Source organism: Pseudomonas sp. NyZ201, from assembly GCF_049860765.1.
Lineage (GTDB): Bacteria > Pseudomonadota > Gammaproteobacteria > Pseudomonadales > Pseudomonadaceae > Aquipseudomonas > Aquipseudomonas bharatica.
Genome location: NZ_CP187557.1, coordinates 2346321 through 2369496, shown reverse-complemented (window position 1 = coordinate 2369496; position 23176 = coordinate 2346321). Strand labels below are relative to the sequence as shown.

Sequence of the window (23176 nt, the reverse complement as noted above, 5' to 3'; positions counted from 1 at the left end):
CCTATTTCCTACAAGGAAGCAATGCGAACGACGATTTTGTGCCCGGGTCCTGGATACCGAATCAGTAAAAAAGGCCGCCGGGTCTCCCCGGCGGCCTTCTTCGTTACAGGCGCCGACTTACTTGTTGTAGGTCATCACCCCATCCTCGCCTTCGACGAAGCCGTTGTACGGCGCGATCTGCTGGCTGGTCAGCAGGCCTGCGTCGAACATTTTCTCCGCGCCGGTCTGCTGCACGATCGCCGGCTGCAGCAGCGCTTCCATGAAGCGACGGCTTTCGGCCAGGCTGCCACCGATGACGCGGCTGCCCAGGTCGACCTGCGACGAGTCGTTGACGTCGCCCATCAGTTCCTGGATCAGCGCGGCATTGCCGTTGTCCGCGGTGATCGACACCTGCCACGCACGCACGTTGGCCACGCCCGGCATGTTGTCGAGTACCTGCGGTGCGACGAACACCACCTTGCCGCCACCCATGTTGTTGGCGGTCTGGATCGACGCCACCTTGATGGTCTTGCCGCCCTGGTAGCTGACGGTACCGGTATCGGTGCTGGTGGTGCTGTTGGTGGCCATGACCACGTCGCCGGAACCGGTGACGCTGACGTTGCCCCGGCCACTGGTGCTGATATTGGCATTCTGGTTGACGTTGGCACCGCTCAGGGCAATGTTGCCCGCCCCGCTGTTGCGCACCGCGCCATTGACGTTGAGGTCGCCGGCAGTGGCCAGGGCGATGTTTCCCTGGGCAGTGGACAGCGAGGCCAGGTTCAGCGCCGAGGTGGAGGTGCTGTTCAGGTTGGCACCGCCGTTGCCACCGTTGCCGGCCAGGGTCTGCACGTTGACGTCGAAGGCATTGCCGGCCTGACCGACGCCATTGGCGGCGACCAGGTTGGCGCTTTGCGCGTTGACGTTGCTCACCGCGTTGCCATTGGCGTCGAGGATCGCGCCGGTGGCGGCATTGAGGTTGACCGCGTGGCCATTGGCATTGACCACATCGACAGCGAGGTTGCCGCCACGGCTGGTTACCGAGACGTCGCCATTGGCGCTGTTGACCGTCAGGCGGTTCAGACCGTCGGCTTCGTCGATGGCGATATTGCCATTGCCAGTGACCTGGGCATTGACGCTGTTGCCCTGGGTCTGCACGGCGATGCCGTTGCCCGCCGTCAGGTTCAGGGCATTGCCCTGGACGCGGGTGCTGGCGTTGCCGTCATCGACCAGGGCGCCATTTTCGGCGGTCAGGTTGACCGAGCCCGTGCCGCTCACCGAACCCAGGGTGGCATTGCCATCGGCCACATCGACCGAGACATTGCCATTGCCGGTACGAACCTGCTCCAGGGTCACGGCCTGGCTCTGCGCCAGGTTGACGTCGCCGCTGGTGGTGCTGGCCGCGACGGTAGTGCCGTGCAGTTGCAGGGCGCCTTGCGAACCGTTGCCCAGGCCGTTGGCGGCATTGAGCTCGATGCGTTCACCGGTGATCCCGGTTGCCTGGGCGACACGGGACAGCAGGCGAGCGAAGAAGCTCGGCTGCGCCTGGGTGACGATGGCACCGCTGGCGGAGTTCAGGCTGACGGTGTGGGTACCGGCATCGACCGTGCCCACCGCAATGTCGCCACCGGCGTTGACCCGGACGTTGCCGTCAGCCGCGCCCAGGCGGGTCAGGCTGATGCCGTCGTCTTCGGTCAGCACCAGGTCGCCGCTGCCATTGACCCGTACCGACGCGCTGTCCACTGCGGTATGCAGGTTGACCCCGGTCTCGGCCGTGACGTTCAGGCTGCCGCCCTTGACCAGGCCGCCACTGGCAGTGACCACCTTGCCGGTGGAGTCCAGCGAGATGCTGTCGCCCTGCAGTTGCTTGACGGTGATGTCACCGGCGCTGACCGCTACCAGGCCATTGGCCGCAGTGACCGCGTCGAGGGTGACGGCGTTGGCTTCGTCGATGATGATCGAACCATTGTCGGCCTTGGCCACCAGGCTATCGACCTCGGTACGCAGGGCGCCGTTGCTACCGATATCGGTCCCGGCATTGGCGGTCAGCTGACGGGCGGTAACATTGCGTGCCGCAGTGCCCTGGACCTGGATATCACCGCTGCTGGCGCTCAGGGTCGCGTTGCCATTGGCAGCGACGATTTCGTCGATCAGCAGGTTGCCGCCGGCACCGTAGGTCACGTCGCCCTGGCCGTTGACCAGGGTCTGGGCACCGAGGTTCATGATCAGGTCGCGGCCGGCCGAGGCGTTGACATGGCCGCTGGCAGTCTGCACCAGCGCTTGCTGGGTCAGGTTGCCGACCAGCGCCTTCAGGTCGATGTTGCCGCCGCCGCTGGTCACTTGCTGCAGGTCGAGGTTACCGCCGGCGCTGTAGTCGATGTTGCCGCTGCCCGAAACCCGGGTGTCGGCCAGGGTGGTCAGGTTGCCATCCGCCTGGGCGGTGATGTTGCCTGCCCCGGTCTGCACGAGCTGGTTCTGGGTCAGGTTGCCGCCGGCCTTGAGGCCGATATTGCCGGCCGATGTGCTGACTTGCTGCAGGTCCAGGTTGCCGCCGGCGCTGTAATCGATGGCGCCATTGCCGATCACGGCGGTCGGCGCCAGGGTGGTCAGGTTGCCACCGGCCTTGGCGACGATATCGCCCTGCCCGGTCATGACCGCCGCGTTCTGCAGCAGGTTGCCGCTTGCACTCAGGTCGATCTTGCCGCTGCCGGTGTCGACCTGCTGCAGGCTGAGGTTGCCGTGGCTGATGAAGGTGATGTCGCCGGTCCCGGACACGTTGGTGCTCGCCAGGGAGGTGACGTCACCTTCTGCGCCGATGCGGATATCGCCGTCGATGGTGTGCACCAGTTCCTGCTGGGTCAGGTTGCCCAGGGCAGTGAGCTGGATATCGCCGGTGCCGTTGACCACCACCTCGCGCTCGGTGACCAGGTTACCGCCGGCATGGGCGCTGATATTGCCTGCGCCGGTCTGCACCAGCTTGTGCTGGGTCAGGTTGCCCTGCCCGGCCTTCAGGTCGATGTTGCCGGTAACGGTGGTCAGGCGTTCCAGGCTGGCGTTGCCGCCGGCGTGGTAGGTGATGTCACCGCTGCTCAGGGAGTTGGCCGAGGTGCCGGAGAGCATCTCGATGTCGCCGCCGGCGGTGACCGACAGGTTGCCATTGGCGGTCATCAGGCTGGTGTTCTGCCGGACATCGCCGCCCGCCTCCAGCGTAAGGGAGCCCGCCGCAGTGTTGGCCACGCCTTCGTTGACGGTGAGGTTGCCGGTGGTGCCGACCTCGATATCGCCACCGTTGGTGTTGACCCCGAAGATCTGCGGGTTGCCCAGGTTCGGGACCACGCCGCCGATGACCAGGTCGCCGTCCAGGTCCTTGACCTTGACGCCGCCGGTGGCGGTTTGCGCGACCAGCCTGTCGACCTTGACGTTCAGGGCCTTGTCGGTGCCGATGCCGTTGACGGCCGACAGGGACAGGTTGCCGGCGTCGATGTTGCTGTCGTCGCCAGTGCTGGCGTTGCTGATGCTGTCACCGGCAACCAGGGTCACGGTGTCGCTGGCGGTGCTGATACGGCCAACGTTCAGCGCGCCACCGGTGGTGACGGTGACATTGCCCTGCTCGGTTTCCAGGGTGCCGATCTTCAGGTCGTCGACTTCGGCCAGGTTGACCTCGCCGCTGGCGGTGACATTGACGGTGTTGACCTTGAGGTCCAGGTGACGGTTGCTGTCGCTGCCGACCGCACCGACGCTGCCTGCCGCGTTGACGTTCAGGGTGTCGGCGACGATCAGGGTGGTGTTGTCCTGGTCATCGGACACCGCGCCATCGGCGTGCAGGTCGATGGTGCCAGTGCCGGCACCGGCGTCGAGGCTGCCCACCACTACCGCACCACCGGCCTTGAGGTCGATATTGCCGGCGGCGGTGTTCAGGTTGCGCGCGGTCACGCCGTTGGCTTCACGCAGGGTGATAGTGCCGGCGTTGGTGACCTGGACGTCGAGGGTATCGACTTCGCTGTCGAGGTCGATATTGCCAGCGGCCCTGGCCACCAGGGTACCGCCCTGGACATTGCGCTCGACGGTGTTGCCATCGACGATCGCGCCGTTGGTGGCGGTCAGGCTCACGGTATGGGTGTGGGTGCTGTCCTTCACCAGTTGCTCGATCTTCAGCGAGCCATCGGTGCTGACGCTGATGTCGCCCGCACCGCTGATGCCCTTGACCGCGCCCTGGGTACCGATGGTCAGCAGCGCGCCGCCATTGGCGTTGACGATGGCCACGCCGCCGTTGCCGGCGTCCGCTGCAACGCGGTCGACCTGGGTGTTGACCGCCTGCAGGGCACCGATGCCGTTGCCGGCGACCATTTTCAGGTCCGGAGTGACCAGCACGCCGCCCTGGCCGAGGATAGCCTGGCCGGCTTTCAGGCTGATGGAGGTGTCGCTGTTGACGTTGCCCACCACGCCGACGTTGCCGGTGGCTTCGGCGACGATCTTCTCGCCGGCGGCGACGGTGATGTCACCCAGCCCCAGGCTGCCGGTGGAGTTCAGGTACAGGCTGGAGTCGATCACCCCGCCGTTGTTGATGTCCAGGCGGTTGGCGGTGATGCCCAGCGGCTTGTCGGCGGAGCTGTCGATCTGCTGGTTCAGGTCATAGGCGGCCACGGCCTGCTTGCGCACCTGGAGGGCGGCGTCGCGGGCGGTGTTGGCCTTGAACACGGCAAGGTCGGCGGTGGCCTTGGAGGTCGCGGTGGTGTCGCGGATCTGGGTGGTGGTCGCCAGGTTGGTGGCTGCGGTGTAGACCGCGGCGTTGGCCACGTCCAGGGTGTTGTTCAGCTCCACCAGCAGGTCTTGCTGCGGTGCCAGGCTGTAGCGCTCGTAGCTGTCCAGCGCCAGGGATGCGGCGGACATCACCAGGTCGACCACGGCGAAGGCCGCGTCGGCACCGGCGTCACCGGAGAACGGAATGGCCTGGGCGGCACCGGCGATCACCGCGGCGGCGTTGCGCACCACGGTGGCGGCGTTCAGCGCGGTGTTCAGCGCATCGGCGGTGGCCGACATGCTGTCGACCTTGGCGGCCTGGGCGTTGGCATTGATCTCGGACAGACGCTGGGTCAGCTCGGCCAGGCTGTTCTGCAGGGCCGCCGAGTTGACCAGCGCCTCGTAGTCCTTCAGTTGCTGGATCAGGATGTTCAATTGCAGCAGCTTGGCCGCGGCTTCGGCATCGCGCGCCGAGTATTCGGCGATAGCGGTGTCGCGGGTCAGCTCGGCGGTGTGCTCGCTCGGGGTGCTGGCGGTCAGGCTGACACGGTTGCCGCGGATGTTCTGCGCGCTACCGTTGCCATCGAGGATCACGCCGCCGGCCGAGGCCACGGTAACGTTGCCGGTGCTGCCGGCGTCGAGCATGCCGATGGTGATGTTCGACTGCGCCTGCAGGGTGATGTTGCCACCGTCGGTCTTCAGGTTGCCGGCGATGATCACGCCGTCATAGCCCGGAACCTGGGAGCTGGCCTTGGAGGTGGCGATCAGGCTGATGCTGCCGCCACCCGGCAGGTAGATGGTGTCGTTCTGGTTGAGGAAGACGATGTTGCCCGAGGTCGCCTTCAGTACCAGCGAGCCGCCATCCATGGTGATGGTGCCGCCGTTGTTGTCGAGGATGGTGATGGCGGTGGCGACGATGTTGATCGCGCTGGCGCCCTTGCCGGTCAAGGAAGAGGCATCCACGGCCACAGCGCCGGCGTTGGTCGCGGTGACGCCCGCGTTGCCGCCGGCGGCAGACAGGAAGCTGACGTCCAGGGCGAGATCGCCCTGCTGGCCGATGCCGTTCGGCGCGCTGATATCCAGCGAGCGGGCGACCACGTTGGCCTTGCTGCGGTCGGTGCGACCATCCTCGATGCTGCCACCGGCAGCGATCTTGACGTTGTTGCCGCCAGCATCGACGTTGCCCAGCTTGATGCTGCCGTCGGCGTCGATCTGGATGTTGCTGCCGGTGCCGCCGCTGGTGACCTGGACCAGGGACAGCAGGTTGCCGTTGCTCTGGCGTGCATAGATACCGCCGTTGGCGGCGTCGATCACCAGGTTATCGACCTGGATTTCCAGGGCGTCGCCGCTGGTACCGAAGGATTTCACCGCCGCGGTCAGGCCGCTGGTGATGAAGTTGGCGGCACTGCCGTTGCCGTCGGTGACGTTGCCGGTGACCTTGAAGTCGATGGTGCCGCTGGCCTGCAGTTGGCCGACCACGGTGTCGCCGGCGTTCTGGAAGGCGATCTTGCCATTGCTGGCGAGCACGTCCAGCAGGCTGATGGCGCCGCTGTTGGCGAAGTTAACGTCGCCGCCGGTGGCGGTCAGGTTCACGGCGCCGCCAGCCACCTGGCTGGACAGGGCCTTGCTGCCGGTGCCGATGGAGGCGCCGGTGACCGTCAGCGAACCCGCCGAGATCGGCGTGCCCACGGCGTCGGCCGCAGTGGTCACGGCGCCGCCGGCGCTGAGTTGCACGGCTTTCTTGGCGATGACCGAGTTGACCGCGAGGTTGCCGGTCTGGGTCGCGGTGATCGCACCGTTGGTGGCGTTGGCCTTGGCGGTCAGGGTCAGGTCGCTGGAGCTGTTGGCGACGTTGACGGTGCCGTTGCGGCTGGTCAGGTTCAGGCTGCTGGCCTGGGTGGCCAGGGCGGAACCATCGGCACCGACACTGCCGGAAGCGTCGATGACCACGTCCTTGCCGACCAGGCTGCCGCTGCCCTGGGTGATATCACCGGCGGCGGTCAGGGACACCTTGCTGTCGGTACCGGCATCGATGCCGTTGAGCTTGAGGCCGGCGGCGGTGTTGGCGAAGGAGAGGTCCAGCGCCTGGGTACGGTTCAGGGTCAGGGTACCGAGGGTGCGGCTGTACACCAGCGAACCGCCGGTGAAGGCCACGTTGGTATCGCCGTTCGGAGTGGTCACCGACAGCGCGCTCAGGGCCTTGTCGTTGTTGGCGTAGACGCCGGCCTGGGCCGCCGTGGTGGTGGCGGTCAGGGTATCGACGCTGGTGCCCAGCTTCTTGGCCGAGGTGCCGATGCCGGATTTGCTCGATGCGGTGAGGTCCTTGGCGCTGACGTTGGTGGTCGAGCCGCTGGCGGAGACGATGCTGCCGTTGCCGGCGTTCAGGGTTACCGAGGCACCGGCAGCGCTGATGCTGCCTACGGTCAGGTTGCCCTGGGTGGCATTGAGCACGACGTTGTTGCCGGTGCCTGCGGCGGTGATGGTGCCGACGCTCAGGCCGTTGCTTTCGCTCAGGTACACGCCACCGTTGCCGGCCGCTGCGTTGAGCGTGTTGCTTTGGGTGCTCAGGGCCTGCGCGGCGTCACCGATCTCGCCACCGGCGGACAGGTCGATGGTGCGGCCCACCAGCGAGGTGCCGGCCTGGGCGGCGAGGATGCTGCCGGTGTCGGACGTGACGCTCAGGCCATTGGTGGCCGAGACGGTACCGGTGAGGATCACCCCTTCGCTGGCCTGGACCTTGACGTTCCTGGTGCCGGTGCTGCCGTTGCTCAAGGTGATCGAGCCGCTGTTGTCCACCGCGCCGGACACCGAGGACTGGCCGTTGATGCTGATCTGCTCGCGGGCGACCACGTCGCCGAGGATCAACGCACCGTCGTTCTTGACGTTGATGCCGCCGTTCTGGGTGGAGGCCGAGAGTACGCCGACCTGGGTGTTGACCGCGGTGCTGTCGCTGCCGACCGCGCCGTCGGCGACCAGCTTGGCCGAGTAGCCGCTGACGTTGGTTTTGCTGGTATCGGCCGAGGTGATGGAGCCGTTCTGCGCGGTGATCACCACGCTGCCGCCGGCAGCCGGGGTACCGGCCTTGACTTCGCCCAGGGCGACGCCGCCACTGACGTCGGTGACCAGCACGTTGCCGCTTTGCGAGGTGGCATTGAGCACGTCGGCATCGACCAGCAGCGCGCCTTGCTCGGAGCCGATCGATGCGCCTTCGTCCTTCACGGTCAGGTTCAGGGTGCTGGCGCGGGTCGAGCTGTTGCCGCTGGTGCTGATGGTCTTGCCGGCGGTCAGGCTGGCGGTGGTGGCGGCGGCCGTGCCAACGCCCTTGATCACGCCGGACTGGACGATATCACCGGCGTCGATGCTCAGGTCGGTCGCCTCGACGATACCGCTGTTGTTGACCACCGAGCTCATCAGGCCACTGGCCGAGTTGCCTTGCAGCAGGACGGTCTGGGCCGACACGGTGCCGCTGTTGCTGACGCCGGTGGCGTCGCTGCCGGTTGCAGCGGCCAGGGTATCGGCGCTGACGCTGAAGTTGATCAGGTTGCTGCCTTGCAGGTTGACCGTGAAGCGGTCGCCTGCGGCCATGGTCACCCGGCCGACGTTGGCGATGACGAAGCCGGAGTTATCGACCTTCGGTGCCACCAGGTAGACGAAACCACCGGTATCGGCGGTGATCTGCCCCTGGTTGGTGATGCTGCCCAGGTCCTTGCCGGCGACCTGGGTGAAGTTCAGCTGGCCACCGTTCATGAAACTCTGGTCGCTGACATCGAACGTGGTGGCCAGCAGGCCGGCCACGTCCACCTGGGAACCGGCGCCGAAGACGATACCGTTGGGGTTGATCAGGAAGATGTTGCCGTTGGCCTGCAGGGCGCCCTGGATATTCGACACCTGGCTGCCCAGCACCCGGTTCAGGGTGATCGAATCGTTACCGGCCTGCTGGGCGAAGCGCACCAGCTCGCCGGCGTCGATGCTGAAGTCGGTCCAGTTGATGATGCCCTTCTGCAGGGCCTGGGTGATCACCAGCTCGTTGTTGTTCATGCTGCCGATGGTGATGCCACCCTGGACCGCGACACCGCCGCTCGGGGCGGCCAGCGCTACCGAGCTGCTGGCGCCGATCACGGAAACCGAAACCGCCTTGATGAATCTCTGCGTGCCTTTCTTCTTGCGGGACATAAGTACTTACCTGTGCAAATGGGGTGTGGTTTCCGAGGCTCAGAAGTGGTAGCGGGCCTGGGCGTAGACGTAGGAGCCGTCTTCGGTCTTGTCACCGATAGGCACTCCGAAATCGACGCGCAGGTCGACGCTGTCCAGCGGCCGCGCGAGCAGGCCGATGGCGGCACCGGTCAGGTCCTGGTGGTCGTCCTGGCCGACCAGCGGGTCCTTCAACCAGACCTGACCGTGGTCCAGGCGCGCGGTGGCCTGGTAGCGGTCGTTGTCCTTGAACAGCGAGTAGCGACCTTCGAGGCTGGCGGTGAAACCGTGGTCGCCCGACCAGGTGGAGGGCGCATGCCCGACCACGGAGTTGAAACCACCGATGCCCCACTGCTCGCTCGACACCAGCGAATCCAGCGAGTACTGGCCGGCGATGCGCGGAATCACCAGGAAGCGCGGGGTGATCTGCTGCAGACGGGCGATATCGAAGGTGAACTTGGTGAACCGGTTGTCCGCCTTGGCCGCGGCGCGGCTGGACATCAGCGAGTCGTCGTCCATGCCGCCGAGGGCTTCGCCAAGGCCGTAGTGCAGGCCGGCGGTGGCCAGGGTGCGGCCGTACAGGTCGGAGTTGTCCAGGTTCAGGCTGAAACGCAGTTTGCGGATCTTGTCTTCGGCGGTACGCACGCCGAGGATGCTCTGCTCCAGGTCCTGGGATTCGAGCCAGGCCTCGGCGGTGACGATGCTGCGCGCGGAACGCACGAAGTCCTGGGACAGGCCCAGGCCCCAGCTCTGGTTGTCACCCTCGATTTCCAGCACGCGGTAGGTGTTGCCGACGTCGACGTTACCTTTCGAGAAGTAGGCGCGGGCCTTGGTGCCCCGGGCATTGAGCGGCAGGCTGTAATCGACGTAGCCGTACCACAGGTCGCCGTCGCCCACCGAGGTCAGGGCCAGGACGTTGGCTTCGTCACCGTGGCCGGTCAGGTTGGCGAACTTCAGGCTCGGCATCAGGCGGGTTTCGCCGGTGTCCTTGCTCCCGTAGTTGTTGATTTCCATCGCGCCCTGGACCCGCGGCGCCTCGCTCACATCGACCACCAGGTCGGTGGAACCGGTCTGCACGCCCGGTTGCAGGGTGGAGGTGACTTCGATGCCGGACAGGCGGTTTAGGTGGGTCAGCGCCCGCTCGACCTGCTCCAGGGTGAACGGCTTGCCTTCGACCACGCCACCGGCGGTGAGGGCGTCGTGCACCTGTTCCGGGGTGAAGCGCTTGGCGCCGGTGACCTGGACATTGCCCAGCCAGCCTTCCAGCACCACCAGCTTGAGGGCCGGCTCGTTGGCAAAGTCCTGGGCCGGCACCACCACCTTGACCAGGCGGTAGTTGGCGGCCTGGTAGAAGGCCTCGATCTTGGCGGCCAGGGCCTTCATCTCGACCAGGCTCATCGGCCGACCGATGTCGGCGGCGATCTGCGCGCTGAGCTGCTCGCTGGTGAAGGTGCGGTTACCACTGAACTCGACGGCCTTGACCATCACCCGGCTCTGGGAAGCCTGGGGCTGGGCGGCCGGAGCCGCGCTTTCGCTGGCCATCGCGGCATTGGCTGTCATCACGGCAAAACCGAGGGCGCACAGCAGCGCCTTCGCCGGTACGGAGGAATTGAGCATGGGAACCTTGCTGTCAGTTATTGGCGAGGAGGTTGTGCGGGACGGGCGGTTCGATCGTCGTGATACATCCGGCATCTTTGTTGTTTCTCTAACGTTGAAGCACAATCGAGCACAATGCCCCGAAACAGGGCATCGAACAGTCCTTGGTAACACCGGTTGGCATAACTCGGGCACACAGGTGCCCCTGGCCGAAAAACAGTCAGCCAATCATCTTTTTTGTCGGGCACACATAAGCGGCTTCGAGGAAGCTTGCACGCAAAGTTGTTTGCCACTCCCCCCGCAAGTCCATCGCAGTCACGACCAATAGCATGGTCTGGGTAGAGTGGGCGCATTAATAGCGCTGTTAGCAATAACGGTCAACGGCAAGTTGCTGATATTTTCTGACGCCGCCGAATTGACGCGACGACGTGCAACTTTCATAAGTGCGCAAAATAATCGGAACGGGTGGCCGAGAGGGAACGAAACAGACACAACCAGGCACGCGCAGGCCTTGAACTGCGCGGCCTGCAGCGCGACAGAGCCTTAGAGCCGCAACCTCGCAGGTAGTACCGCAAATATTTTGAGCGCTAAGCAATCAACCGGACTAGTTAAGTTACAGCCAATAACTCAGAACTACCCAATCCGTACCCAAGCATAAAAACAACAGCTCATTAATAACGACTTAAACAGCAAACCGCATCACCGACGCTCTCTACAAAAGCGCACTTCTAAATACGTAGCGCTGCGCAAAAGTCATAGAGCACATGTTAGCGTGGACGATCTGGACTATTAAGCAATCCAGGCAACTTAAAAAACGCCGCAATCAGACAATAACCAACTTTGCCTCGCCCCTGATTGCACAAATAAACAGAGGCCTCAGGTTCTCTTCATGACTACCAGGAAGACACCCAGAAACCTGCAGTCGGATATGCCTAATCACACCCGATTGCCGCGCCAAAGGAAATGCGAACTTCATCACATATTTTTTTGCCTGGTCGGTCAGGACCAACGATTCCGGGGGTGATGCCCTGACAAGGCCAGGTTCGGAGATACGACACGTCGCAACTCGGCCCTATCAACGAAGAGCGACGCTAGTTGATGGCTCAATGATGGCACCTCTGATCGGGTGATGTTCCGTCAGAGCAACACTCAAATGCCTCGCTTGAACTAGCTGACCACCCCAAGCGGATGGATCGACACGCTCCAAACGAATGGTTTTTTCGAAATGTGAAATACAGTTTATATAGCGATTGGAAGCAAGCGGTTGCCCTGTACCAACTAGTCGTATGGCATACCAAGCGCACAGCCGGGAGTTCCGGCAAACATGGCGGAATGATGGCATCTATGAGGCGCCGATCATCGTAAAGTTGGGAATATGCAGGGCAAGCCAGGAACTTCTTTGCCCATAGGTAGTCGGCGCCCTGCCAGCGTTAAGAACGATGCTATTCGCTGGCCGAAGGCAACAGGACCTCGGCGCACAACCCTCCCTCCTGCCGGTTGCTCAAGCGCAACGCCCCGCCCAGGCTCTGCGCCAGTTGCGCCGCGATCGCCAGGCCCAGACCGGTGCCGCCGGTATCCCGGCTGCGCGAGCTTTCCAGGCGATAGAACGGCTTGGTCACCTCTCCAAGCAGGGCATCGGGGATCCCCGGCCCGCTATCGAGCACCTGGATCGACAGGCCGGCACCTGTGTCCTCAAGCACCCTTACCCGCGCCTCGCCAGCGAACTTCAGGGCATTGTCGAGCAGGTTGGCAAGCAGCCGACGCAATGCCTGCGGCCGGCTGACCACCAGCAGATCCGCCATCTCCAGCAGCTCCACCGGCCGCCCGGTATCGCGGTAATCGAACACCAGGCTTTCAAGGAACGCCCTGAGCCGGATCCGGCTCGCCACCTCGGTGCAAGGCTCGCTGCTGCGGGCGTAGGCCACGCCCTCCTTGACCAGGTGCCGCATCTCCTCGAGGTCGCTGTTGAGCTTGTCCTTGTCCGTCGAGTCATCCATGAACTCGACCCGCAGCTTCATTCGCGTGATCGGGGTCTGCAGGTCATGGGAAATGGCGGCGAGCAGTTGCACGCGCTCCTTCACATAGGCAGCGATGCGCTCCTGCATGGCGTTGAAAGCCACTGCCGCCTGTACCACCTCACTCGGCCCCTGCTCCGCAAGACGCGGGTTCTGGCGGTTGAGGTCGAGACTGTCGACGGCGCTGGCCAGTTGCGTGAGCGGACGCACGGCGGTTCGCACCGCCAGCCAGGTGCAGATCAGCAACAGCGCCAATTGCCCGAGCAACAGCGCCGGCAGCCATGGCGAAAGCGGCATGATCGACGGGCGCACATCGATGGTCAGCGGCTGCCCGTCGGCCAGGCGCAGGTGCGCCTGGTAATGCGGGCGGACATCGGGGATATCACGAAAGCTCAAGGTGTAGTGCGGGCCCAGGGTGGCCTTGATCGATTGCACCGACGCCGGCGCATCGGTCATCTCCTCCCCCGCTTCGCCCTGGTCCAGCCGGTAGCTGTAGTTAGGCCGCTGCAAACGCTGGAGCCAGGCCGGACGCTCCGCCGCAGGCAGGCGTTCGAGAATCGCCACCGAGGTGTCGATGTCCTGCTCGAAATTGCTCAGCATCAGGGTCCGGGCGCTGCTATAGCGCTCGAAGGTCTGCAGGCCGAAGGACAGGCCGTGGGCGAGGACCAGGCTGGCAAGGAAGATCAGCGACAGGCGCGAGGCCAGGCTGCGTGGCCAGGGTTTCATGAGCCGCCCCCGACCAGGCGCACCGGGAAGCTAAACACGTAGCCTTCGCTGCGCACCGTCTTGATATAGGCCGGCTGGCGCGCATCATCCAGCAGGCGTTGGCGCAGGCGGCTGACCATCAGGTCGATGGAGCGGTCGAACAGGTCGGCGCCGCGGCCCTGGGTCAGGTTGAGCAACTGGTCGCGGCTGAGCACTCGCTGCGGATGGTCGAGAAACACCCGCAACAGGCGGTATTCGGCACCACTGAGGGCGACCACGGTGTTCTGCTCGTCGAGCAGATGGCGCGCCGTGGTGTCCAGGCGCCAGGTGCCGAATTCGAGCACCCGCACCGGCTCGCTGACCTGCAGGTTCGGCGGCAGCATCCGTGTGCGCCGCAGCACGGCGTTGATCCGCGCCAGCAGCTCGCGGGCCGAGAAGGGTTTGACCAGATAGTCGTCGGCGCCCATTTCCAGGCCGATGATGCGGTCGGTCTCGTCGTCCCGTGCGGTCAGCATCAGCACCGGCGTGGCGCGGTGCTTGCCGGCGCGCAGTTCGCGGCAGAGCACCAGGCCGTCGTCGCCGGGGAGCATGATGTCGAGAATGATCAGGTCGACCTGGCCGGCTTCGAGGTAACTGCGCATCTGCCGACCATCGGCGGCCAGGGTGACACGCAGGCCGTTCTTCTTCAGGTAGTTGCCCACCAGTTCGCGGATTTCGCGGTCGTCGTCGACGATCAGCACGTGATCAGCGTTGGAATCCATTGCGGTGACCTTGCTCAGCGGGTGGTGCGCTGAGTCTAGCGAGGCGTCCCCTGGCTGGCAGCAGGCTTTGTAGGGTTTTGTATCAGAGCGGTACGCAGATACCAAAAGCGACAACAAAGGCTCCGGATCGACACATCCCGGATACCTGCGCGGCGTGAAATGCCTGGCAAGCGCTGATCCGCGGAGCAGCGCCCTCCCCCTCGCAACCGGAGAACGCCATGTTGATCATCGCCTTCCTGGGCGGCCTGCTGACCGTCCTCAGTCCCTGCATCCTGCCCATCGTGCCCTTCGTCTTCGCCCGTAGCGGACAACACCGCGCCTCGATCCTGCTGACCCTCGGCGGCCTGGTGCTGACCTTCGCTGCGGTGTCGAGCCTGGCGGTGGTCGGCAGCGCCTGGGTGGCCAAGGCCAATACCGCCGGGCGCTATCTGGCACTGGCGGTGTTGATGCTGTTCGCCGTGTCGCTGCTGGCGCCGCGCCTCGGCAACTGGCTGGCCCGGCCTTTCGTGGCCCTGGGCAACCGCCTGGCGCCAAGGGCCTCGGCCTCGGGGCCGCTGGCCTCGTTGCTGATCGGTGTTGCCACCGGCCTGCTCTGGGCCCCTTGCGCCGGGCCGATCCTCGGCCTGATCCTCAGCGGCGCCATGCTCGCCGGGCCGAATGCCCGGACCAGCCTGCTGCTGCTCGCCTATGGCCTGGGCAGCGCGGTCTCCCTTGGCGTACTGATCTTCGCCGGCAAGGGCCTGGCCCGGCGTTTGCGCCTGTCCCTGCCAAGCCTCGAATGGCTGCGCCGCGGTACCGGCGTGGTGGTGCTGCTGGCGGCAGTCGGGATCGCCAGCGGCGGCACCCGCAGCCTGCTGGCGGACACCTCGTCGCAACTGTCCAACCGGGTCGAACAGCAGGTGCTGAAGTCGGTTTCGGGCGCCCTCGACCACCTGATAAGCAAAGCCCGGGCCGCCACCGAGCCGGACCTTTCGCCCAAGGGGCCGATGCCCTCGCTGGGCGGCGCCGTGGAATGGCTCAACTCCCCCGAACTCAGCGCCGAAGCCCTGCGCGGCAAGGTGGTGCTGGTGGATTTCTGGACCTTCGACTGCATCAACTGCCAGCACACCCTGCCCTACGTCAAGCAGTGGGCCGACCGCTACGGCAAGGACGGCCTGGTGGTGATCGGCGTGCATACCCCGGAATACCCCTTCGAGCGCGTGCCGGCCAATGTGCGCAAGCAGGTACGCAAACTCGGCATCACCTACCCGGTGGCGATCGACAACGACTACGCGATCTGGCGCCAGTTCGCCAACCAGTACTGGCCCGCCCACTACCTGATCGATGCCACGGGCCAGGTGCGCTACACCCACTTCGGCGAAGGCGCCTATGCCACCCAGGAACACGTCATTGAAAAACTGCTGGCCGAAGCCAAGGCCACCCACTGAAGGAGCATGACCATGAACACCCTCACCTCGCTCTTCGCCGCCACCGCACTGCAACTGGGTCTGCTGGGGGCCACGCACGCCGCCCCGGGCAATGCACCGCAGATTGCGCCGCAGATTGCCCCGATCAGCGTCGGCAGCCATGTGTCCCTCGGCCCGCTCAAGCACATCAAGGCCGGCCTGCTGGACGTCGCCTATGCCGAGGTCGGTCCTGCCGACGGCCCGGTGGTGATCCTCCTGCACGGCTGGCCCTACGACATCCACAGCTACGTCGATGTCGCCCCGGCCCTCGCCGAACAGGGCTACCGGGTGCTGATCCCTTACGCCCGGGGCTATGGCGAGACCCGCTTCCTCTCGCCGAAAACCCTGCGCAACGGCCAGCCGGCGGCACTGGCCGAGGACCTGATCGCCTTCATGGATGCGCTGCAGGTGAAGAGCGCTGTACTTGGCGGCTATGACTGGGGCGCACGGACGGCGGATATCGTCGCGGCGCTGTGGCCGGAGCGAGTCAAGGCATTGGTCGCGGTCAGCGGCTACCTGATCGGCAGCCAGGAGGTCGGCAGGAAACCGCTGCCTCCGGCCGCCGAGCTGCAGTGGTGGTACCAGTTCTACTTCGCCACCGAGCGCGGTCGCGAAGGCTATGCGCAAAACACCCATGACTTCGCCAAACTGATCTGGAAGACCGCATCGCCGCAATGGCAGTTCGACGATGCCACCTACGACCGCAGTGCAGCGGCCCTGGCCAACCCGGACCATGTCGCGGTGTCGGTGTACAACTACCGCTGGCGGCTGGGGCTGGAAAAGGGCGAGGCACGCTATGACGCGATCGAGAAGAAACTTGCCGGCTTCCCCGCGATCACGGTGCCGAGCATTGCCCTGGAAGGTGACGCCAATGGGGCACCGCATCCACCGGCCGAGGCGTATGCCAAGCGCTACACCGGGAAGTACGAGTACCGGCTGATCGAGGGCGGCGTGGGGCACAACCTGCCGCAGGAAGCGCCACGGGCGTTTGCCCAGGCGATCGTGGATGCGGATCGGATGTAACGATCGCAACCGCGACGCATGCCCCTGTGGGAGCGGTTTACCCGCGATTGCTATAGTGACTTCACTGCAGCAATCGCGGGTAAACCCGCTCCCACAGGGGCCGCAGCGCTCCTGCCGTTCTGGTTGCCCTGATCTTGGCGGCCTGCGTATCCTGCCCCGGCCTACCCACGCACAAGGCCTCCCCTCATGTGGCACATCGACCCGATCTCCCTGCGCCTGTTCATCGCGGTCTGCGAGGAAGGCACCATCGCCCGCGCCGCCGAGCGCGAGTTCATCGCACCCTCGGCGGTGAGCAAGCGCATCGCCGATATCGAGGCCGACCTCGGCGTGCCGATGCTGCACCGCAGCAAGCGCGGCGTCACGCCGACACCCGCAGGCCAGGCGCTGTTGCGCCATGCGCGGCAACTGATGCTGAGCATGGAAAGGCTGCAAGGGGAAATCAGCGAATTCGCAGAGGGCGCCCGCGGGCATGTAAAGGTACTGGCGAACATTTCGTCGATCATGGAGTTCCTCCCCGAGTCGCTGTCATCGTTCATGATGACCAACGAAAACATCCGCGTGGACGTGGAAGAGCGCTTCAGCTTCGATGTGGTCCGCGGCGTGCTGGAGGGCCAGGCCGACCTGGGGATCTGTCGCAAGACCGTGTCCACCAGCGAGCTGGAATTCATTCCCTATCGGCGCGATCACCTGGCACTGGTGGTCAACGAGCGGCACCCGCTGGCCGGGCGCAGCAGCATCACCCTCGGCGAGACCCTGGACTACGAGCATATCGGCCATTCGGCGTTCGCCACCCTCAACAGCTTCATGCAGAACACCGCCCAGGAACTGGGGCGGGAATTGCGCATCCGCGCCCATGTGTCGTCGTTCGATGCGGCTTACCGGCTGGTCCAGTCCGGCCTGGCGCAGACCATCCTGCCCCGGGAAGCGGTGACCCGGTACGCGGAGATGTTCGGCCTGAAGGTGATTCCGCTGACCGATGCCTGGGCCAAGGGAGAATTCGTGATCTGCGTGCGCGACCAGGAAGCGCTGTCGCCTTCGGCACGGCGGTTGTTGAATCATCTGCTGGCGGAGATACCGGCTTAAAGCGGTGCGGCTGATGGCCTCATCGCCGGCAACGCCGGCTCCCACAACGACCGCATATACCGCCGAACCCTGTGGGAGCCGGCGTTGCCGGCGATGAGGCCGGTTTGAGCAATGGACGTTTCCGATCTGAAATGGCATCCATCGCCATCCACGATGGATACCCCCGCCAAAGACGTCTTTTCCCTCGCCTGCCCCCTGCCTACCTTAGGCAGCAGATCACCCCGCGAGAGACGCCATGACAAGAATAATCATCAACGAAGTCGGCCTGCGCGATGGTCTGCAAAGCCTGCAGAGCATCATGCCCACCGACGCCAAGAAACGCTGGATCGACCAGGCCTACGCCGCCGGCGTGCGGCATATGGAGGTCGCCTCCTTCGTTCCCGCCCGCCTGTTGCCGCAGATGGCCGACGCCGCCGAGGTGGTGGCCCATGCCCTGACCTGTCCCGGACTGACTGTCACCGTACTCGCGCCGAACCTGCGCGGTGCGGAGAACGCCCTGGCCTCGGGCGCCCACCGTATCGTCGCGCCGATCTCGGTCAGCGCCGCCCATAGCCAGGCCAATGTGCGCCGCTCGCCGGAAGAAATGGTCGAGGAATTCGCACGCATGTGCGACCTGCGCAGCAGCAGCGGTCGCCACGACGTGATCATGGTCGCCGGGATGTCCACCGCCTTCGGCTGCACCCGCCAGGGCGAAGTGCCGTTGGCCGACCTGTGCGCCCTGGTGCGCCGCGTGCTGGAAACCGGTTGCGAGCAGATTTCCCTCGGCGACACCACCGGCTACGCCACCCCGGGCCAGGTCGGCGAGACCATCGATGCGGTGCGCGAGGTCGCCGGTTCGAAACTGCAAGCGGCACACTTCCACGACACCCGCGGCCTGGCCCTGGCCAACAGCCTGGTGGCGGTGCAGCACGGCATCACCGAGCTGGATGCCTCGCTCGCCGGCCTCGGCGGCTGCCCGTTCGCCCCGGGTGCCTCGGGCAATACGGTGACCGAAGACCTGGTGTTCATGCTGCAGAGCATGGGCCATGCCACCGGCATCGACCTGCAGGGCCTGATTGCCAGCCGCGAGCTGCTGGCCCGCGCCCTGCCCGGCGAGCCGCTGTACGGCTACATCGCCCGCGCCGGCCTGCCGAAGCACTTCGTCGCCCCCGCTGCCTGAGGAAAAACCCATGCAACAGTTGCCACTCGACGGCGTTCGCGTCGTGGAAATGTCCCATATGGTCATGGGCCCCACCTGCGGGATGATCCTCGCCGATCTCGGCGCCGAAGTGATCAAGGTCGAGCCGCTCAAGGGCGACGGCACCCGCCGACTGCTCGGCGCCGGCGCCGGCTTCTTCCGTACCTTCAACCGCAACAAGCAGAGCCTGGCGGTGGATGTCGAGACGCCCGAAGGCCGCGACGCCGTGCTCAAGCTGCTGGACAGCGCCGATGTGTTCATCGAGAACTTCAAGCCCGGGCGCATGGACGCCCTCGGCTTTGGCTACGCGGCGCTGAAACAGCGCAATCCGCGGCTGATCTATGCTACCCACAAGGGTTTCCTGGCCGGCCCCTACGACAAGCGCCTGGCCCTCGACGAGGTGGTGCAGATGATGGCCGGCCTGGCCTACATGACCGGGCCGGTGGGACGACCGCTGCGCGCCGGCAGTTCGGTCAACGACATCATGGGCGGCATGTTCGGCGCCATCGCCGTGCTCGCCGCGCTGTTCGAGCGCCAGCGCAGCGGCCAGGGCCGCGAAGTGCAGAGCGCACTGTACGAGAACTGCGTGCTGCTGGCCGCCCAGCACATGCAGCAATACGTGGTCACCGGCGAAGCGGCGGCGCCGATGCCCAATCGCATCAGCGCCTGGGCCATCTACGACGTGTTCGGCTTTGCCGGCGGCGAGCAGATGTTCGTCGCCGCCACCGGCGACGGCCAGTGGCGCACCCTGTGCACCCTCCTCGGCCAGCACGACCTGATGAACGACCCAACCCTGGCGAGCAACAACGACCGGGTCCTGCAACGCCCGCGCCTGCTGGCCCATCTGGCGGAGATCTTCGCCACTCTGGATGCCCGGCAACTGGCAACGCAACTGGAAGCCAACGGCATTCCTTTCGCGCCCATTCGGCGTCCGGAAGAGCTGTTCGACGACGAGCACCTGATCCACAGCGGCGGCCTCGCCCGGCTGGAGCTTGAGGACGGCAGCCATACGGAAATGCCGCTGCTGCCGTTTTCCCTCGATGGCGAACGCCTGGGGCCACGTCGTCCCATCGCTCGGATCGGCGAGGACACCCTCGGGGTGATGCGCGATCTCGGCTACAGCGACGACGAAATCGCCCGCCTGCGCGATGCCGGCGTGCTGCGCAGCGAACAATAGGAAGAGGACTGCAAGATGGCGATCTACGAATACGACGGCCAGCGGCCGGAAGTGCACGACAGCGTCTACGTGGCCGAGGACGCCACGGTGATCGGCAAGGTGGCCCTCGGCCAGGGCGCCAGTGTCTGGCCCCAGGCGGTGCTGCGCGGCGACAACGAACTGATCGAGATCGGTGCCGGCAGCAATGTCCAGGAAGGTGCGGTGCTGCATACCGATCCAGGCTTCCCGCTGCGGGTCGGCAACGACGTGACCATCGGCCACCAGGTGATGCTGCACGGTTGCCAGATCGGCGACGGCAGCCTGATCGGTATCCAGTCGGTGATCCTCAATGGCGCGGTGATCGGCAGGAACTGCCTGGTCGGCGCCGGCTCCGTGGTCCCCGAGGGCAAGGTCTACCCCGACAATTCGCTGATCCTCGGCGTACCGGCCAAGGTGGTGCGGGAACTCACCGACGAAAGCATCCGCAGCTTCCACCGCAACGCCCATGATTATGTGGAGCGTGCACAGATCCACAAGCGGAGCCTGATCCGCATCGCCTGACCCGAAGCCGCCCTCGAAGGCGGCAAACACTCTCCGCACAATTACAAGAATGGAGAACACCATGACCACGTCCTCGACGGCGCTGGACCTTCCACGCGCCTCTGCACGCCTCGACGAACTGCTGCTGTACCGCCGGGTGGCCTGGCGGATCATGCCGCTGGCGATCATTTGCTTCCTGTTTTCCTATTTCGACCGCATCAATATCAGCTTCGCCAAGACCCAGATGCAGGCCGAGCTGGGCCTGAGCGATGCCGCCTATGGCCTGGCGGCAAGCATGTTCTTCATCGGCTACGTGCTGTTCGAAGTCCCCAGCAGTTGGGGCCTGAAGAAGTACGGGGCGCCGGCGTGGATCTGCCGGATCATGATTTCCTGGGGGCTGGCGACTGCCGCGCTGGTGTTTGCCTACACCCAGTACACCCTGTACTTCCTGCGGTTCCTGATCGGGGTGATGGAGGCTGGTTTCGGCCCGGCAATCCTGTTCTACCTGGCCTGCTGGTTTCCCAAGCGCTACCTGGCGCGGATCAACGGCCTGTGGTTCCTCGCCGTGCCCCTGGCCGGTGCGGTCGGCTCGCCGGCCGCCGGGCTGATCCTGGGCAAGATGGACGGCCTGCTTGGCCTGGCCGGCTGGCATTGGCTGTTCCTGTTGTCCGGCCTGCCCTGCGTGCTGCTCGGCCTGGCGGTGCTGTGGAAGCTGGACAAGGATATCGATTCGGCCAAATGGCTGAGCCCGGAGCAGAAGCACCAGTTGAAGGAAAACCTCAAGGCCGACCGCAAGCCGGACAGCAACGGCCACGGCTCGATCTGGCGGGTACTGCTGACCTGGGAGGTGGGCGTATTCGCGCTGATCTACTTCGTGATCAAGAGCGCCAGCTACGGCCTGAACTTCTGGATGCCCAACCTGATCCAGCTATCCGGGGTCCATGACCTGCTGATGGTCGGGCTGCTCAGTTCCTCGCCCTATATCGTTGCCTGCATCGGCATGCTGGTGGTGACCCGGCGCTCGGACAAGACCGGTGATCGCAAGAGCTACCTGCTCTGGTGCATGGTCGCCTCGGCCATCGGTTATCTCCTCGCCTGCGGTTTCTCCGGCAATCCGCTAGCGCTGATGCTGGCACTGGTGTTGGCGACGGCCGGCACCTTCATCGCCATCCCGGTGTTCTGGACCATTCCCCAATCCACCTTCTCCGGGCTGGGCATCGCCACCGGCACGGCGGCGATCAACTCCCTCGCGCAACTGAGCGGCATCGTCTCCCCGGCCATGGTCGGCTTCGTCAACGACCTGACCGGGATCAGCTACATGGGCATGCTCGCCATCGTGCCGTTGATCCTTGGCTGCATCGTGCTGATCGCGGTGTTCGTGAAGAACCCGGCAAAAGACTGAAACCCCTGGTCGTCGGGCCGAGCCTCGGCCCGCACCGCTCTCGCAGGTAAATAACAATGACAACAAGCACCTCCTGGTGGGCTTGCGCCGTGGGCGCCGGCCTGGGTTTCACCCTGCTCGCCCCGCAGGCTTCGGCGGATTTTCTGGCCGACGGCAAGGGCAAGCTGGAACTGCGTGACTTCTACTTCAGCCGGGATTTCCGCGATGGGTTTCCCAGCCAGTCCAAACGTGAGGAATGGGCGCAGGGCTTTATCCTCAACTGGCAATCAGGCTTTACCCCGGGACCCGTGGGCTTCGGTGTAGATGCCATCGGCATGCTCGGGCTAAAGCTGGATTCCAGCCCGGATCGCTCGGGCACCGGATTGCTGCCGCGCAATGCCGAAGGTCGGGCCGAGGATGATTATTCGAAGATGCTCGTGACCGCCAAGCTGCGCTTCGCCAAGAGCGAGTTGCGCTATGGCGGGCTGAATCCGCTGCTGCCGCTGATCGCCTCGAACAACAGCCGGCTGCTGCCGCAGTACTTCAATGGCGGGCAACTGATCTCCCGGGATTTTGACGCCCTCTCCCTCCATCTCGGCCGGGTCGACAAGGTCAAGCAGCGGGACTCGGCGGACTCGGAAGCGCTGACCACCATGGCCCAGGTGGGTGCCTGGTCCACGGCGATCCACAGTGACAGCTACACCTATGGCGGCGTCGATTACCAGCCGCTTGCCGACCTGACCCTGAGCGCCCATGCCAGCGAGCTGGAGGACTTCTACCGGCGCACCTACCTCGGGTTGAAATACTCGCTGCCACTGGGGCCCGGCAAGGCGTTCACCGAGATCCGCCACTTCACCGCACGGGAAACCGGGGCCGCACGGATTGGCGAAGTGGACAACCGGGTGATCAGCAGCAACTTCGGCTACCAGTTGGGCGGGCACCGGTTCAGCGGCGGGTACCAGAAGGTCGCCGGGGATACGGCTTATGCCTATCTTGGCGGCACCGATACCTACCTGTTCAGCGAGCAGCAGGCGTACACCTTTTCCCTGCAGGACGAACGGGCCTGGCATGCGCGCTATGACTTCGACTTCGCAACGCTGGGTGTTCCAGGCCTGACCTTTACCCTGCGCTACGTAAAGGGCGATGACGTCGATGTCAGCCATGTGTCGACCCGCAAGGCCGCGTTATTGCGCGCTGCCGGCGAAGATGGACACGAATGGGAGCGCACCACGGACCTGGCCTATGTAATCCAGAGCGGGCCGTTGAAGAACCTCGGGCTGAGGTGGCGCAATGCAACGGCGCGGTCGAATCTGCAGGATGGGGTGGATGAGAATAGGGTGATTGTCAGTTATGAGATAGCGTTCTAGGTGAGCGCGCCGCGAACCCC

At 65.0% G+C, this 23176-nt stretch carries 12 protein-coding genes; 8 read left to right on the top strand and 4 right to left on the bottom strand.

The features are described from left to right. Positions 1–117: 117 nt before the first annotated feature. The 4 genes from ACPFMA_RS10555 to ACPFMA_RS10540 form a co-directional block, all read right to left on the bottom strand. Positions 118–8889, bottom strand: a complete 8772-nt coding sequence (locus ACPFMA_RS10555) for a beta strand repeat-containing protein (protein ID WP_425930114.1) — start codon at positions 8887–8889, stop codon at positions 118–120. A gap of 39 nt (positions 8890–8928) precedes the next feature. Beyond that, positions 8929–10524 carry a ShlB/FhaC/HecB family hemolysin secretion/activation protein gene (locus tag ACPFMA_RS10550; RefSeq protein ID WP_009398876.1) on the bottom strand — a complete coding sequence of 532 codons (1596 nt, stop codon included), beginning with the start codon at positions 10522–10524 and terminating at the stop codon, positions 8929–8931. 1421 nt (positions 10525–11945) lie between these two features. Beyond that, on the bottom strand, positions 11946–13244 hold the full coding sequence (locus ACPFMA_RS10545) for an ATP-binding protein (protein ID WP_420057109.1): 1299 nt from the start codon (positions 13242–13244) through the stop codon (positions 11946–11948). Then, positions 13241–13984, bottom strand: a complete 744-nt coding sequence (locus ACPFMA_RS10540; protein ID WP_064302856.1) for a response regulator — start codon at positions 13982–13984, stop codon at positions 13241–13243. The genes ACPFMA_RS10545 and ACPFMA_RS10540 overlap by 4 nt, the downstream gene beginning before the upstream one ends. Positions 13985–14202: 218 nt before the next feature. Between ACPFMA_RS10540 and ACPFMA_RS10535 the strand changes: the two genes are divergently transcribed. The 8 genes from ACPFMA_RS10535 (at position 14203) to ACPFMA_RS10500 (ending at position 23156) form a co-directional block, all read left to right on the top strand. Then, positions 14203–15411, top strand: a complete 1209-nt coding sequence (locus tag ACPFMA_RS10535; protein ID WP_425930113.1) for a cytochrome c biogenesis protein DipZ — start codon at positions 14203–14205, stop codon at positions 15409–15411. A gap of 12 nt (positions 15412–15423) precedes the next feature. Continuing rightward, on the top strand, positions 15424–16452 hold the full coding sequence (locus tag ACPFMA_RS10530; RefSeq protein ID WP_064302858.1) for an alpha/beta fold hydrolase: 1029 nt from the start codon (positions 15424–15426) through the stop codon (positions 16450–16452). Positions 16453–16638: 186 nt separating this feature from the next. After that, positions 16639–17535 (top strand): LysR family transcriptional regulator, encoded by an 897-nt coding sequence (locus tag ACPFMA_RS10525; RefSeq protein ID WP_425930112.1) that lies wholly within the window; start codon positions 16639–16641, stop codon positions 17533–17535. A 235-nt stretch (positions 17536–17770) separates the two neighbouring features. After that, on the top strand, positions 17771–18694 hold the full coding sequence (locus ACPFMA_RS10520; protein WP_064302860.1) for a hydroxymethylglutaryl-CoA lyase: 924 nt from the start codon (positions 17771–17773) through the stop codon (positions 18692–18694). 10 nt (positions 18695–18704) lie between these two features. Then, the gene (locus tag ACPFMA_RS10515) at positions 18705–19889 is read left to right on the top strand and encodes a CaiB/BaiF CoA transferase family protein (RefSeq protein ID WP_425930111.1); all 1185 of its coding nucleotides are present in this window, start codon (positions 18705–18707) and stop codon (positions 19887–19889) included. 15 nt (positions 19890–19904) lie between these two features. Next, positions 19905–20429, top strand: a complete 525-nt coding sequence (locus ACPFMA_RS10510; RefSeq protein ID WP_425930110.1) for a gamma carbonic anhydrase family protein — start codon at positions 19905–19907, stop codon at positions 20427–20429. A 61-nt stretch (positions 20430–20490) separates the two neighbouring features. Continuing rightward, positions 20491–21810 carry an MFS transporter gene (locus ACPFMA_RS10505; RefSeq protein ID WP_064302863.1) on the top strand — a complete coding sequence of 440 codons (1320 nt, stop codon included), beginning with the start codon at positions 20491–20493 and terminating at the stop codon, positions 21808–21810. Between the two features lie 56 nt (positions 21811–21866). After that, positions 21867–23156: an OprD family porin gene (locus ACPFMA_RS10500; protein WP_425930109.1), complete on the top strand. Its 1290-nt coding sequence runs from the start codon at positions 21867–21869 to the stop codon at positions 23154–23156. Positions 23157–23176 lie beyond the last annotated feature (20 nt).